The 15,132-nt window shown below is 43.4% G+C and carries 17 protein-coding genes and 1 pseudogene; 17 read left to right on the plus strand and 1 reads right to left on the minus strand.

The features are described from left to right. Positions 1-36 precede the first annotated feature (36 nt). The 3 genes from M4D81_RS08250 to M4D81_RS08260 all read left to right on the plus strand — a co-directional run bounded on the left by M4D81_RS08250 (position 37) and on the right by M4D81_RS08260 (position 2,552). Positions 37-765 (plus strand): alpha/beta fold hydrolase, encoded by a 729-nt coding sequence (locus M4D81_RS08250; protein ID WP_260065542.1) that lies wholly within the window; start codon positions 37-39, stop codon positions 763-765. A 41-nt stretch (positions 766-806) separates the two neighbouring features. After that, positions 807-1,853 carry an ATP synthase beta subunit C-terminal domain-containing protein gene (locus M4D81_RS08255; RefSeq protein WP_260065543.1) on the plus strand — a complete coding sequence of 349 codons (1,047 nt, stop codon included), beginning with the start codon at positions 807-809 and terminating at the stop codon, positions 1,851-1,853. A 225-nt stretch (positions 1,854-2,078) separates the two neighbouring features. Beyond that, on the plus strand, positions 2,079-2,552 hold the full coding sequence (locus M4D81_RS08260) for a DUF3574 domain-containing protein (RefSeq protein WP_260065545.1): 474 nt from the start codon (positions 2,079-2,081) through the stop codon (positions 2,550-2,552). A gap of 96 nt (positions 2,553-2,648) precedes the next feature. On the opposite strand, the gene M4D81_RS08265 is transcribed toward M4D81_RS08260, so the two are convergent. Further along, on the minus strand, positions 2,649-3,587 hold the full coding sequence (locus tag M4D81_RS08265; RefSeq protein ID WP_260065736.1) for a DNA-3-methyladenine glycosylase family protein: 939 nt from the start codon (positions 3,585-3,587) through the stop codon (positions 2,649-2,651). Between the two features lie 195 nt (positions 3,588-3,782). Between M4D81_RS08265 and M4D81_RS08270 the strand changes: the two genes are divergently transcribed. The 14 genes and pseudogenes from M4D81_RS08270 to M4D81_RS08335 all read left to right on the plus strand — a co-directional run bounded on the left by M4D81_RS08270 (position 3,783) and on the right by M4D81_RS08335 (position 15,103). Next, a complete protein-coding gene (locus M4D81_RS08270; protein WP_260065547.1) occupies positions 3,783-4,394 on the plus strand; it encodes a bifunctional transcriptional activator/DNA repair enzyme AdaA in 612 nt (203 codons plus the stop codon). Next, positions 4,366-4,914 carry a methylated-DNA--[protein]-cysteine S-methyltransferase gene (locus M4D81_RS08275; RefSeq protein WP_260065549.1) on the plus strand — a complete coding sequence of 183 codons (549 nt, stop codon included), beginning with the start codon at positions 4,366-4,368 and terminating at the stop codon, positions 4,912-4,914. Before M4D81_RS08270 ends, M4D81_RS08275 begins: the two co-directional genes overlap by 29 nt. Then, positions 4,907-5,620 (plus strand): annotated as a pseudogene (locus M4D81_RS08280) (2OG-Fe(II) oxygenase). The gene M4D81_RS08275 and the pseudogene M4D81_RS08280 overlap by 8 nt, the downstream one beginning before the upstream one ends. Before the next feature lie 86 nt (positions 5,621-5,706). Beyond that, positions 5,707-6,525 (plus strand): SPL family radical SAM protein, encoded by an 819-nt coding sequence (locus tag M4D81_RS08285; RefSeq protein ID WP_260065551.1) that lies wholly within the window; start codon positions 5,707-5,709, stop codon positions 6,523-6,525. A gap of 177 nt (positions 6,526-6,702) precedes the next feature. Next, entirely contained in the window at positions 6,703-7,467 is a 765-nt protein-coding gene (locus M4D81_RS08290) for an SDR family NAD(P)-dependent oxidoreductase (protein WP_260065553.1), read from the plus strand. Positions 7,468-7,591: 124 nt separating this feature from the next. Continuing rightward, positions 7,592-8,440: a DUF5677 domain-containing protein gene (locus M4D81_RS08295; RefSeq protein ID WP_260065555.1), complete on the plus strand. Its 849-nt coding sequence runs from the start codon at positions 7,592-7,594 to the stop codon at positions 8,438-8,440. Between the two features lie 239 nt (positions 8,441-8,679). Continuing rightward, a complete protein-coding gene (locus M4D81_RS08300; RefSeq protein WP_155619158.1) occupies positions 8,680-9,327 on the plus strand; it encodes a hypothetical protein in 648 nt (215 codons plus the stop codon). A gap of 70 nt (positions 9,328-9,397) precedes the next feature. Then, a complete protein-coding gene (locus tag M4D81_RS08305; RefSeq protein ID WP_260065558.1) occupies positions 9,398-10,174 on the plus strand; it encodes a hypothetical protein in 777 nt (258 codons plus the stop codon). Positions 10,175-10,471: 297 nt separating this feature from the next. Next, positions 10,472-11,371, plus strand: a complete 900-nt coding sequence (locus M4D81_RS08310) for a nucleotidyltransferase domain-containing protein (RefSeq protein WP_260065559.1) — start codon at positions 10,472-10,474, stop codon at positions 11,369-11,371. Next, entirely contained in the window at positions 11,371-12,036 is a 666-nt protein-coding gene (locus tag M4D81_RS08315; protein ID WP_260065561.1) for a Cap15 family cyclic dinucleotide receptor domain-containing protein, read from the plus strand. The genes M4D81_RS08310 and M4D81_RS08315 overlap by 1 nt, the downstream gene beginning before the upstream one ends. Before the next feature lie 221 nt (positions 12,037-12,257). Continuing rightward, a complete protein-coding gene (locus M4D81_RS08320; protein WP_483874636.1) occupies positions 12,258-12,749 on the plus strand; it encodes an NUDIX hydrolase in 492 nt (163 codons plus the stop codon). 279 nt (positions 12,750-13,028) lie between these two features. Continuing rightward, a complete protein-coding gene (locus tag M4D81_RS08325) occupies positions 13,029-13,601 on the plus strand; it encodes a GNAT family N-acetyltransferase (RefSeq protein WP_260065563.1) in 573 nt (190 codons plus the stop codon). A gap of 214 nt (positions 13,602-13,815) precedes the next feature. Then, positions 13,816-14,301, plus strand: coding sequence for a nucleoside deaminase (locus tag M4D81_RS08330; protein WP_260065565.1), 486 nt, complete (start codon positions 13,816-13,818; stop codon positions 14,299-14,301). 205 nt (positions 14,302-14,506) lie between these two features. Further along, a complete protein-coding gene (locus M4D81_RS08335; protein ID WP_260065567.1) occupies positions 14,507-15,103 on the plus strand; it encodes a hypothetical protein in 597 nt (198 codons plus the stop codon). Positions 15,104-15,132: the final 29 nt, after the last annotated feature.

A 15,132-nucleotide genomic window follows, 5' to 3' on the forward strand; every position in this document is an offset into this window, starting at 1 on the left:
CATAGATAAATGTAAATTTTTAAGGAGGTCTAATGCATGCAGTTATACGAGACCATGGTCAATAACCAAGGGGTACATATTCATGTGACGGAGGTACATCGGGATCTTAGGAACGAACAAACCTCACTGGTCGTCATCCCGGGACTGTCCGAGTCGGCCGAGGATTATATCGCCATTATGGAAAAGCTGTCGCCCAGGCATATTGTTATCATCACGCTTCGCGGCCGGGGCCGAAGTGACTCGCCTGCTTCGGGTTATACGCTCGAAGACCATATCAGCGACATTGATGCGGCGATTCGTCATCTTGAACTTGAGCATTTCGTACTCATGGGATATTCTCGAGGGGTGTCCTATCAATTAGGCTACGCCGTTCGGAATCCGGAACGCATTCAAGGTTTGATCATCGGGGACTATCCTGCGGTTCATACCGAGCTGCCTGCGGGGTGCGTGGAGTTCTTTGCGTCGCTGCCCCCTTGGAGAGGAAAGAAGCTGTCTGAACGTATGAAAACATCGGCTTTACAGGCACTGCAGCAGGAATCGGCTAATGTAGAAATGTGGAACGACCTAACTAGACTGACTTGCCCAGTCCTTATTATCCGTGGCGTAAAACCACATCCCGGGTTATCATTAGAAGCAGTGGAACAATATAAGCTTGCGCTGCCTCAGGCAATCATCGTGGCGTTCGAGGAACACGATCACAATATTTTTGAACCGGATGTGGATGTGTTTGTCCGCACCGCAGACTCTTTTCTAAAAAGAGATTAGGAAGAACCATCAATCAATCACTTAAAAAAGGGTGTACGCACTTGGACAATCTGAAGCTGAATGTATCACTTTTACGACAAAGAGTTCCGAACCTGACCAGCGCAGCCAAATCCGTGGGATTACGGCCGGCCACGGTCTCCAACCTATGTACAGGAAAAATTCCCGTTGGTCGGGCGGAAGTCCGCACCATTGCCGCATTGGCATCTCTGGCAAAATGCAGTCTGGATGAACTGATTCTGCGTGGAGAAAGTGTGGAGATGATTGAAACCGGCATCAAACCGCTTGATCTATTTGCTCCTTTGGCAAAAGGGGGTACCGTAGGTCTGGTCGCCCGTCCCGGAATGGGCCAACTGGTGCTGCTTGGTGAGTTGTTTCATCACTTCAAGAAGGAAGGGTATATGACGATTTTGCTAAAGCCGGAAGGCGAATATCCAGAGCTGCAGGACATGCTGAATGACGTAGAACGGGTAGCTTATTCTATAGAAGAAACCTATTCCATTGTGGCGAATGCGAATACCGATCATGAGATTGTGTTTGCAGCGGACAGGGAGCACGTCTTGACCGGCAAAATCTATGATCTTCAGGAACGTTTTCAACAAGAGGGCATACAGCACATCACGACGTTTCTTGTGGACCTCAAAGGTGCGGCTGTGGATGAAGACATGCCTTACGGCCCGCTGGAGACACTGTGGTATTTCGATGCCGATCTGGCGGCAAGACATATGTTTCCTGCCGTAAACCCGTTATACTCTACCTCTTCCGTATCGGAAGGCGTGCACCTGGATCAGGTTCATTTAGCGGTCCAACAGCGGGCCCAGAAGCTGCTGCGCCGTTATCGCGAGCTGCGTTCACTGGTTCAAGTACGAGGATTGCAGGCCATTCCGGCATCCGAGACAGAGGTTTATGAGCGGGGAGCACGGCTTGAGGCGTATCTGACGCAGCCTTTTTACGTTGCGGAGGCTTATACCGGTTTACCGGGCGAGCGGGTGCATTTGCAGGATACGCTGCATGATGTTCAAGCTATTTTGAATGGCAGCATGGATCATCGATCAGTGGAGAGTTTATCCTGGATCGGGACGCTAAAATAGCGATGTATTCATTAAAAGTCGAATTCTCGTAGTTTGTTTATCGGGAATATCGGCTTTTTTGCATGATTCCGCATAATATAATCCGTATGTCCCATAGCTGATAAGAAAAGGCCAGTATATAATATGTGCTAGTCTGTATCGTGCGGATGGCAGGAAGGTTGCACTGGACAACAGAAATGCCATGCTTGTACGGGACACGAGACCATACATAAAGGAGAAATGGGCATGAAGAGAAAAGGTTGGCTTATCGCATTCGCAGCGGCATTATTGTTAACACTTATCGTAGTACCGGTTCAGCAGTCTTTCAGCGCAGAGGGCAATCCAGCGGCAACCGCCATTACACAGAGTGCTCTGAACGATCAGTTCCACTTGGATCATGTCGTTAAGATTTACGTGCCTTCAACGGTAAAGGGTGACATTCCGATTACGGATGCAGCTCATCAGAAGTTTGTCGACCAAACGCTGACGAAGCTGTCCGGCTGGTTTGGCGGGGCAACTGCGATTCCGGGCGAAGGGGCATGGGTGGATAATAACAAAACCCTGATCAAGGAAAAAGTAACGATTGTGTACGCGTTTGCCGAGAAGCTTGATAAGGACTCGCTTAATCAAGTGGTGGACTATGCGAAGAAGCTTAAGGACGATTTGTCGCAATCCGCTATCTCACTCGAGGTTGACGGCAAATTGTATTTCATCGAGTAGTTGATTCTCGAATCAGCGATGTGCTAATCAGAGGAGGTCTTCCTGCTGTCTGTCATGGCAGAAGTGGGAGACCTCCTCTTTATTGCGTTTGGACTATTAATAAAGAAATCTCCACAGATAAAAGGTGGCGTAGGATTCCCAGTTCGCCCATGCTGCCGATAGCTGCAGTATTTCCTTCTTCGTCGGTTTCGCCTCCAAGCCGAGCAGATGTTTGATGGCATTGTGCAGACCGACATCATCGATAGGAAATGCCGCCGGCATTCGCAAACAGCGCATCAGCACATAGTTGGCCGTCCATGGTCCGATCCCGCGGATGCTGACTAATTGTTTCTCCGCTTGTTTTAAGCTGCCTGCTTCAAGCAGCTGCTCCTTCGTCAATTTCCCTTCGACCATAAGCTGAGCGACTCCAATAAGATACTCGCCTTTTTTTACGGTCATACGAAGCCCGTCCAGGTCTTCAACAAGCAGATGTGCTATGTCCTCAGGTCTTGGGAAGATCCAATAAACCTCTCCTTCACACTCCACGCGGCGGCCGAAGGCTTCAACGAAACGTCTTTTTAACGTATAGGCATAGGCCAGGTTAATCTGCTGCCCCAGGATGCCCCAGCACAAAGCCTCGAACAGATCGGGAATGCCCATGTTGCGAAGTCCATAGAAGGATTGAACGGCTTGACTGAGCAATGGATCTGCTTCCGCCATGTTATAGAACGGTACGAGATTGGTATTCAGATCGAACCAGTCCCGGACATAACCCGCTACTTCCGCCCGCTTGAAGGGATCGGAGGGGGCCGTATTCCCCAAAAACCGAACAAGGATGGCTTGCTCCTGAGGCTCCGCGCTGACTTCAATCACAGCGATGTCATCCTCAAGTGGGATAGCCCGGTAGATGCTGTCATTCCGGATATGATAAAGACATTCGTTCGGCGATCTTTGCAAATAACTGAGGTTCTCCGTAAAACTGAACTCCTTAGGTACGAACAGCCTGATGGCTTCCGCATGATCTTCCCAGCTGTCACGGGGGAGATGATTCTCCATTGTATATGGCTTATCGTCATGGTTGTGGTTTGGCACCTGCATCTTCATCGTTTCCTTTCGCATTCGAACTCGAACTCTTCTATACTAGTTGTACCATAAACGCAGACCGTATAATTTTGTTATCTTGCTCTTCTATTCCAAAAAGCGTACAACAGGATTATCCTGTGGTTATAATGTTAGCGGAGGTGAGGAAACGTGGCAAACCGAATACAACCGACCGAAGCCCAGTGGAAGGCCATTATCAACAACGACAAGGATAGTGACGGCAAGTTTTTCTATGCAGTGCAGACAACGAAAATTTTCTGCAGGCCATCCTGTAAATCCAGACCCCCGAAGTTTGAAAATGTGCGCGTGTTTCAATCGGCGGATGAAGCGAAAGCCGAGCGCTTCCGGCCATGCAAAAGATGCAAGCCGACGGGCGAGCGTTTACCGGACCATGAATGGATTGAACTTGTCACCGAGTATATCGATAAACACTATACGGATCATTTGTCGCTTGATGTCTTGGCCGATGTGAGCCACGGCAGTCCGTACCATCTGCACCGGATATTTAAGCGTGTCAAAGGTCAGACCCCGATGGAATACATTCAGGATTACCGGATTGGCAAGGCCAAGGAGCTCCTGACAAATTCCAGCTTGGCCATTTCGGATATCGGCCATAAGGTGGGCATGGAGAATACGGCTTATTTTATCACGTTGTTTAAGAAGAAGACGGGGATGACGCCCCTTAGTTATCGCGGGAAATATTTGAAAAATACAAATGCGGAGGTGCAAGATCATGAAATCCAATCATTCGATTACCATTAACTGGACCCAACTGCGTCATGATAACTGGAACGTATACATCGCGGCGACGGAGCAGGGCTTATGTTACGTCGGATCACCGGATAAACCTTTAACAGAGCTGGAGAACTGGGTACAGGCGAAATTCCCTGGCTGTGAACTCGTGCAGAACGATGAAGCCATGCAGCCGTATGCTGCCGAGTTGGTGGAGTATTTTCAGGGGAAACGCGCTCGGTTTGAGGTGGCTATGGATTATAAGGGGACCGCGTTTCAAATGGCGGTATGGAATGCGCTGTGCCAGATCCCGTATGGACAAACCTTCACGTATTCGGACATCGCCAACCAGATTGGAAAGCCGGCAGCTGTTCGAGCTGTAGGAGCGGCTATAGGCGCTAATCCGCTGCTGATAACCGTGCCTTGTCATCGGGTAATTGGCAAAAGCGGTGCATTGACCGGGTATCGCGGGGGGCTGGCCATGAAGACCCGGCTGCTGGAGCTTGAGGGTGAGCGAGCCAGGATGAGGGAGAAGGTGAATAATGCCTAATTCATTGCCGCAACGCATAGCAGGGCTCGATTGGACGGGGATACAAGGAGCTTTGGATGAGCAGGGATATGCGGTTGTTCCAAAGCTGCTGCTGCCTGACGAGTGTGCGGAGATTATCAACACGTATTCGGAAGAGGAGCGGTTTCGCAGCACGATCAATATGGCTAGGCACCGGTTTGGGCTCGGAGAGTACAAGTATTATCAAGCACCGCTGCCAGAATCGCTGCAGCAGCTTCGGGAAGGCTTTTATCCTGAGCTTGCGTTGACCGCTAACCGCTGGTTGACGCAGCTTTGACATGAGGAGAGATATCCGGTGAGCTTGGATGAGTTTCTTGGCATGTGCCATGCGCAGGGGCAAGAGCGTTCGACGCCGTTGATTTTGAAATATGAAGAAGGCGGCTATAATTGCTTGCATCAGGATTTGTACGGAGATGAATTTTTCCCGTTTCAAGTGGTGTTTGTTCTGAATGAGAAGGAAGTCGATTACACGGGAGGAGAGTTTCTGCTCATCGAGCAGCGGCCGAGGGCACAGAGCCGGGGACATGTGATCACGTTGGAGCAAGGAGCGGGGCTAATCTTTCCGACCAACCATCGTCCCGTTCAGGGAACGCGAGGGTATTACCGGACCACGCTCCGTCATGGCGTCGGTACGATTACGTCGGGGACCCGATACAGCCTCGGGATTATTTTTCATGATGCAAAGTAGAGGGGCGCGTGTGTCCACTCATTCATTATGGGATGTGAGGAGAGAAATAGTATAATAGAAGAAAGTGTAGGAATGGGGTGTCCCAGGTGAAACAAGAAGTGCTCTACAAAACGCCGAAGACCCTGCTCAATAAAGGAACGGGATTCCTGAATGGATACAGCCATACCTTGAATTCGTATACGGGCTGCACCTTCGCTTGTTCTTATTGCTATGTCCGGCAAATGCCGGTATCGATGTTCCGCAATCAGGAATGGGGGAGCTGGGTTGACGTTAAGGTCGAATCTGCAGCTATCCTCCGAAAAGAACTGAAGCGTGCCAAGTCCAAGGGACCTGTCACGATTTTCATGTCTTCCAGCACCGATCCTTACCAGCCGGTTGAGGCCAAGGAAGAAGTGACACGCGCTTTGCTTGAGGTGATGGTCAGCGTACCGCCGGATTTTCTGCTCGTTCAGACGCGCAGTCCGTTGGTCCGGCGGGATATTGATCTGCTGCAGCAGTTAGGAGAACGCGTCCGGGTAAGCATGACGGTCGAGACGGACCGCGAGGAGATACGCAAGTATTTTACGCCGTCAGCGCCGCCGATCCAAGCGAGATTGAAAACTATCGAGCTGCTGAGGGACGCCGGGATTCCCGCTCAGGCAGCTATTGCACCCGTGCTTCCGAGCACGGAGGCTTTCCCGCAGATCCTGCGGCCGCTCGTTCATCGCGTGTGCATCGACGATTATTTCATGGGGGATGGCAGTGGCGGGAAACGTACGAAAAGACTGCCTGTTCAGGCTCTGTACGAGGAGCTTGGGGGGCAGGAATGGTACGATCCCGCCGCTTATCAAATGGTCTACGATCGATTTAGCAGGGAGTTTCCGGAAGAGCAGTTGTTTGTGAGCCAGAAGGGTTTTGAACCTTAGGGTTTAGATTGGCGAGTTTAGAAGATGATTCGTTACCCATGGATAGATTGATTATGATAGGTTTAGACAGAGGACCAGAAGTTCGTTTCTGGTCTTTTTTTTGTCATGTCTGGCGGTAGATGATTATGGTATGATAGGCGAAAATAACCAGTCAAACGGTAGAGGAGCGAATGAACAATGAAGATGGATTTGACGGATAAAATTGCGTTAATTACAGGAGCCGCGGGCCAATTAGGGCGTGTCATGGTCAGAACCTTGGCGGAATGCGGCGCGGATGTGGTTATCCATTACCGGGGGAGCCAAGCCAAGGCAGAAGAGCTTCAGCGCGAAGTAGAGTCGATGGGAAGACGGGCTTTCCCCGTGCAAGCCGATGTGACGGATCAAGCTTCCGTGAATGCCATGCGGGATGCGGTGCTTGCACACTTCGGCGTGCTGCCCCATATCATTGTTGCCAATGCCGTTGAATCCTATCAATGGACATCCGTCTTGGAGCAAGCGCCGGAAGATTACGAGAGTCAGTTCCAATCCTGTGTCATGCAAAGCGTCTACCTGGCGAAGGCTTTTGTTCCTGCCATGATCGAGCGTCAAGGCGGCCGGTTCATCGGGATCAACACCGAATGTTCGATCCAAAACTTCCCGAGCCAATCGGCCTACGTTGCGGGAAAACGCGGCATGGACGGTGTCTATCGCGTGCTCGCCAAAGAGATCGGCGAGCATGGGATCACCGTCAACCAGGTCGCGCCAGGCTGGACGATCAGTGACCGCGATCGGGAGAACGGAACCGAGCACAGCGCCTCCTATGAAGCCTCCGTTCCATTGAAACGCCGGGGAACGGATCAGGAGATTGCCAATGCCGTGGCATTCCTGGCTTCGGACTTGTCATCGTTTATTACCGGGGCATATATTCCAGTGTGTGGCGGGAATGTGATGGTAGGGATCTAGAGGTTTCGTTAATGGAGTGAGCTCAGCCGTGTTCATGAACTTCGCGGATTCTCATTGTGATGGGGATTTGCGAAGTTCGTGGATATGGAGTTATGCGAAATTAATTCTTGCAAGGATGATGATAATGATGTTCTGGAAATCACCGGAAGTAATAAATGAAGAGCAATTAAAATCGACAAAAGCAATGATAGATAAGTGGCTAATATTAATTGATAAGATTAGGGGGAATCTTCTTCAAAACTCTACTATTCTTGAAAACAATAAAGACTATGCAAATCAAAGACATATAATATTGTCAGAGTTAAGTATGGCCCAATTCTTCACTTTCAGTTCAATATCAACATTAATTTCGAATGCACATTATTCGGATGCATTCACATTGTTAAGAGTATTATACGAAGGACATTTACATTTATGGAATTTGTGGAATTGTGATGATGAAGAGTTTCAAAAATACGTAGCGTTAGTGGTAATGCATGAATGGGGAGTAGCCAATGAAGTTCTATCTATAAAAGATACTATACTTAAAGAAGAATACTACAGTAACGAGAGGTTAAAAACCTTAAAACAACGTTATGATGAGGCAAGACTGTTATTCAATTGCAGGGAAGGCAAGATCCCAAGGAACTATACAACCAAGACGATATTAAAGTTAGCTCAAGAAGTTGATGAATCAGAAGGTGGTAAACCTTTTAGGCAATTAATGCATAGCAGATTATACTCGTCTGGGTCGGAATATGTGCATCGCAGTTTCTATGGATTGCGAGAAGGATATACAGTAGTAGAACACAATGGAAAACATGTATTGATTCCAAATCCGCGTAGAGGGATAGAGACTTGTTGGTGGGCGACCTCCATAGAATTAGATACAGTAATATGGCAATCGACTTTTTTAGGAGTAGAGGATGTTAGTAAGATAATGAAAGAACTTAGAAATGAAGTAAGAGAATTAGCTAAAGAATGGTTGTTGTGAGGGAGGAATTAACTCCGCCTAACGATGTGTTAACGCATCGGCGGACAAGCCCCCTCGGTCCTGGAAGATAAGTCGAAGAAGCTATTGCCGGGACACGTCCATTCACCCAATCGCATCGCGGCCGGCTGAGATCGTGCTAGTCGCACGACTCTGGCAGCTTAGGGTGAGTGGACGTCGGTGAACACGGAAACGTTAGCTGAAATACCTGCAAAGAATAATAGATGAAGGAGAGATACGAATTGAGCGATAACTTTAATGACGTAATACATTCTGCTTCTGGAATAAGTGAATCTTTTGGTGAAATTGTTGAAAGCGGATTAGATTATGTTCCATATCTCGGGAAATTGCTTCAAACAGTTAAGATAAACAGGCTTATTAGACGGTTTAATGAACACAGTAGAAAGCTCGAAAATATAGGTCGACTATCGAGTGATACGGTTTTAGGTGCCGAATATATTCGAGAAAGAATTTTTCCGATTGTTTTCTCCGATCTCTTTGAGGAGCATGAGGATGCAAAGGTGAATTTAATTTTAACTGGCTTTGAGAATGTATTTATAGAAGAGAATAGCTATGAGTCACTGGTGATTAATTACTATGATACTTTGCGCTCACTGAGATATGCCGACATTAAGAGACTATATTATTTTTCGAACATCACAAAAGAATATCCTTTTGCGTTAATTGAGAGTGATGAACATGTATTACAACGAAACATAGATAAGAAGTTAGAATCAATAGGTTTGATACTTATTGAGAAGACATGGAATGATTTTGGAGACGAAACTGATACAAACAAAGATAGAGTAAAGATCACATTATATGGGGATAGGTTTCTGCGTTTTATATTAGAAAAAGAAGAATTAGAAGAGTATTTAAAAAACAGATAATTTGTAGTTAAACCACGAAGGCAGTTACATCAGCTAACAACAGATTCACGCTGCGGGCATTCGCCCTTGGTTGGAAGAAGAGAATAGCGAAGAAGTAACTCACCAACACATTCCATTCCCTGCATCAACTTTTACAGGATTTTGTAATAAACACGATTCTAAAATATTCAGTCCGATAGAAAACAATGAATATGTACCGAATGATACTAGACAAAACTTTTTATTTGCTTATCTAGCTTTTGCACTTGGATACTATGAGCGATACAGTTCATATAATTTAATGAACGCTAGATTAGAGAAAGATCCAAGTATGTTCAACACAGAATTAGGTGAGAGAATTAGACTATACAATAGTCATTTGAAGTATATTGATACTCTTAAAATGATCATGAATACAAATTTAGATAACGAAAGATTTGATAGAATTACAACGGATTTACTTGTTTGGCCTAATGAATACGGCATAGCTTCTACTTCTATGTTTTTTATCACGAATGACAATGAAGGAAAGACAGTAAATAAAATTGGATCATATATTTCGCCTTTCTTTTTTACTATATTTCCTCAAGCAGGAGCAACATATGTATTAATGGGGTATCTGACTAAAGATAAGTTGAAGTACCATTTTATTAGAAATCAAATTGTGAATTTACCAATAGAAGAGCAGAAAATAGCTATATCAAATTTAATAGCTTTACATATCGAAAACGTATTTTTTTCTCCTGAGTATTGGGACGGGTTACCAATTCAGAGTAGGGAGAGATATTATGAGATTTGTAATAAAACAATGGGAAGAAATAAACCTAATAGATTGGTAGCCTTTAAGGATTTTAACTTATTTATATGATCAGTTCAGTGGAGTCAGTGAAGTTATTCAGGCGATAAATTCAATCAGCCGAGACTGACGACCTGGAGCTACAGTCCTTAAGCTGCTTGAACATCAGGATTGCCAAACGTTATGCAAAATAATCGAACACCAGATATCAATAAATTTTTAACACCTGATGGGTGTATTTATAATGAGATACTAATTAACATAAAAGGAAAAAAATATTTGTTGTCGAAATGAGTAATATATGAACGAATAATATAGATTTAATGCTTAATAATCATATAAATCCAAAAAACTGAGAGGTGACTTTTAATGAGTAGAGACTGGGAATCAGTATTTTCCTCATGGGCTCAGGGACCTAGCAAAACTGAGCAAGAAAAAATAGATAATGCAGAAAGACAAATTAAGGAAGCGATCAGGAATAGCGAGAAGCTAAAGGCGAGGAACATTGTTGTATTTACTCAAGGTTCTTATAGGAATCGCGTAAATGTAAAAAGGGATAGTGATGTTGATATTGGCGTGCTTTGTTATGATACATATTTTCCTGAATATCCTGATGACAATGTTAAATCCGAACTTCAAAAATCCTTTACGCCCGCAACCTATACATATCAAGTTTTTAAAAATGAAATTGAGGAGGCATTAGTTGCAAGATTTGGTAGAGTAGCGGTTACTAGGGGCAATAAAGCATTTGACATTAAGGCAAATAGTTATCGTGTTGAGGCCGATGTAGCTGCATTCTTTGAACACAGACGGTATCGCAAGGACTTATCCTATTTATCTGGAGTAGAATTAATTCCTGACAATAATCGGCCACCCAGAGTAAGAAATTGGCCTCAGCAACATTATCATAATGGAGTCAGCAAAAATGATGCTACAGCTAGGAGATATAAAAGAATAATTAGAATAATTAAGACTCTCTGTAATGAAATGTCCGATAAGGGGATATCAGCAGCATTTAATATTCCTGGTTTCTTAATTGAATGCTTAGTCTGGAACGTACCTAATGATTGTTTTGGTTACACAAATTATAAAGCAACGGTTCGATCTGTTCTAGCCTTCTTGTTTAATAATACAATGAATGATGAACAATGTAATGATTGGGGAGAAGTGAGTGAATTAAAGTATTTATTTCGTACTTCTCAGCCATGGACAAGACAAGGTGCACATGGATTTATTAGTGCTGCTTGGGATTATGTGGGGTTTGATTAATGCGGAATATCATTCTTAAGAACTTTATTTACATTTTAGTTGGTTTTTCTGCAATTGCATGGTTTGTAATGGGTTCTATCTCAAATTCAGATCTATCTAAAGCCGGAGACTTTTTTGGATTGTTACCAAGGGTTGTAACGATTGACTTGCTTTTCATTACTATTTTTATTAAATGGGGATGGAAATTACGAATCTTTAAAGGTTGGTTAGTTCCGTTCCCTAATTTAAATGGAACTTGGTTAGGGGAGATACAGTCTAATTGGGTAAATCCTGAAACTGGCGAATCGACACCCCCAATACCAGCGATGTTAACTGTCAAACAAAGCTTTTCTCACATAAGTTGCTTGATGCAAACAAAAGAAATGCGAAGTTATTCAATTATCGAGGGCTTTTGTATAGATGATAATAGACAATTAAAGCAGCTTTCATATATCTACACCTGCAAACCCAGAAATAAATATAATAATCGAAGTCTCCCGCATGATGGTTCTCTAGTGTTTAATATTATTGAATCATCGTGTAGAAAGTTAGACGGCAGGTACTGGACTGAAAGACGTACTTTTGGGGAGATATGTATGGAGTTTTATAGTGATAAATTATTGGAAGAACTACCTCTGGAAATCAGTCAACATCCTGTAAGTGAGGCAGGAAGAAAACTCGGTTAGCATTAAGATAAGAAAGAACTATAAATAGAGTTTTCATCTATTAAGTAAAAATGTATTTATCGAACTTGTAAGTTACACTTAGATGTCGATTACATCGCATAACAAAATGTTCACGCATCGTGGCATACGCCCCTCGGTCGGAGAGGCATTTCAGAGAAGCATAATCAGGCGACACATCGCACCACCCTAAGGATCTAAAGTCCTTAGGGTGGTGTGATGTCGTGAACACGGGAACGTTATCTGAAAGACACGTGAATCTTAAAAAAAACATAAAAAAGGAAGATCATATGAAGCGAATAGACGTCGCATATTCTTTGATTACAGATAAAGACAAAACAAAAATCCTTATGGTGAAGAATCACAAAAACGGTACTTGGTCATTGCCAGGTGGAGGCGTTGAAGAAAACGAGACCTTAGATGCGGCTGCAATCCGTGAAGCTAAAGAAGAAACAGGATTTGATATTAAAGTCCACGGGATAGTGGCTATCAATGAAGAAATATTAACAAAACATGATGAACACGTAGTGTTTATTACTTTTAGAGCTGAAATAATAGGCGGACAACAAGCGATAACTAGACCAACCGAAATTAGTCATGTTGAATGGGTTGATATTGATAGAGCAGATGAATTTATGCCTTATTATCAAGAAGGATTAAAGAATATTGCAAAGAACGAGATTGGAATCAAGTATTTTAATGAAGGAAAAGTTTAAAGGAATATTTCAAGAAATCGAGGAGGATCTGTCGTCCTTCAGATAACACGATATTCACACATAGAGCCATTCGGCTCTCGGTCCGGAATGAGGGATTTCGGGGGAGAGGGATCAGGCGGACAACAACCCTGCACTGGCAAAGTCCGTCGGACCCGGGGCATTCGCCCCTCGGTCCGGCAGAGGAGACTTAAGAAGTAGGAAGAGACGGACACATCCGACTGCGCCGGACGTCGTAGATACTAAACGTTAGAGGAATTCAATGTAAAGGGGTACCATCTTTTGAATTCGATATTAATAGATTTTCCAAGCCAATTTTTCACTGATAGATTACTGATCAGAAGTCCATATCCTGGAGATGGAAAGATAGTATATGAATCAATAATGGCTTCACTAAATGAACTAAGAAGATGGCTTCCTTTTGCACAGAAAGAACAATCAGAAGAAATAATTGAAGCTAACTTAAGAGAGGCTTATTTGAAATTTTTAAAAAGAGAAGATCTTAGATTTCTTATCTTTCATAAAGATACAAATCAATATATTGGATCTTCAGGGTTACATAATCCTAATTGGAATATACCTAAATTCGAGATCGGATACTGGATAGACAGTCGACATAGTGGACAAGGATATATGACTGAAGCAGTGCAGGGTATTTCTGACTTTGCTTTTAAAGTATTAAAAGCTCGAAGAGTGGAAATCCGATGCGATACATTGAATGATAAGAGTAGGTCAATTCCAGAAAGATTAGGATTCACATTAGAAGGGACACTAAGAAATGAAGATACATCTGTTGATGGGAGTGCGTTAAGAGACACATTTATTTTTGCAAAGATTGATGAGAAGAACTTGTAAGTAATTCTACGAAGGCGTTGACAACCCATAACATAATATTCATGCAGCGGGACTGAAGACCTTCGGTTCACCATAAGCATTTCGGAAGTGGGTTCAGGCAGTCACACCTGAGAGGCTAACTTTGCAAGCGCAGTTAGTCTCTCGGTATCGTGAATACAAGATCGTTTGCTGAGACCTGTGCTAAAAATTGAATCTCATAACGAGGTGATTATCTTTGAATAAAGATAAAGAATTTTTGTTAATAGCCTTAGAAGAAGCTCGCTCTGCTTACGCTGAAGGAACATATCCTGTAGGAGCAATTATTGTTGCCCCTTCAGGTGAAATAATTGCACGTGGAAGAAACCGTGTATATAGTGCGTATGATGCTACCGCTCATGCTGAAATTGATGTAATCAGACAGGCGGGAAAAAAGCTCTTCGAAAAAGATTATAAAAATCAATGTACACTATATTGCACTGCTGAACCATGTCCAATGTGTGCTGGTTCACTGATAATTGCAGATATTAAAAGAGTGGTGTGGATCGCAAACGATAATTACCTTGGTGCATTTCGGAAATACAAAGAAGGACCTCACTTTAAGAATAGATTTGACCAGATAGAAATGACTCCCGCACCATATCCGGATTTAGAAGAAATACAAAGAAAGTTATCAATGGAATGGGACATTAAGAGAGGCTATACAGAGACGCATTGGAAGTAAAAAATATTTGATGTAGATTCAAAGAGGCATGGCTAATTCATGTGAAATCACTTGCATTCAGAAGATACTTGAGATGCTGGAAAAACATAAAGAAAAACTGATTGTAGTAAAGAGTAATAAGGAAATGATTTTGAGAGTAGCATATGAATGTGACATTCGATTACATACAAGAACGTTATGAGAACTCTATGCAAAGGAGAATAACATGGGATCTAGAATCATGCATTATTGTATTTCTGCCCGTCTTGCTAAAGAATTAAAGATTGATGATGATCAATTTTTCTTAGGTGGCATTGCTCCTGATGTGAATAAAAATATGAAAACTCCTAAAACCATTTCTCATTTCGTAAGGACAAATAATGAAGAACAAATATTTGCCGATTATTTGGGATTCCATGAGAAATATCTGAGATATATGAGAGAACCATTTTATCTAGGTTACTTTTATCATTTAATATCTGATGTTATATGGGTTGAAGAAATTTATTACAAGAAAATAAAGTGGTTGCCTCAACCGGATAAAAAAGAAGCGCAGTTAAAGTATTATAGAGATTTTTGGAGACTCAATGGAAAATTGATTGATTATTATTCCATTGAATATAGACCGATGGAAGTCAAGTCCATCGAGATAGAAGAGATTGATTATAGATACCTGCCAGAAATAATAAAGGATTTAGAAAATGATTTTGCAATGAAAGATGAGGCGAAAGAACAAGAATTGGAAATTCTTGAATTTGAAGAAGTCATTGATATTCTTGAAAGAACAGTAAAGGAATGTGTTGAAATTTCGATGAAGACGTAGACTTCCGATAACGTAATATTCACGCTGGC

The sequence above is a fragment of the Paenibacillus sp. p3-SID867 genome, from assembly GCF_025142895.1.
Classification (GTDB): Bacteria; Bacillota; Bacilli; order Paenibacillales; family Paenibacillaceae; genus Paenibacillus_AQ.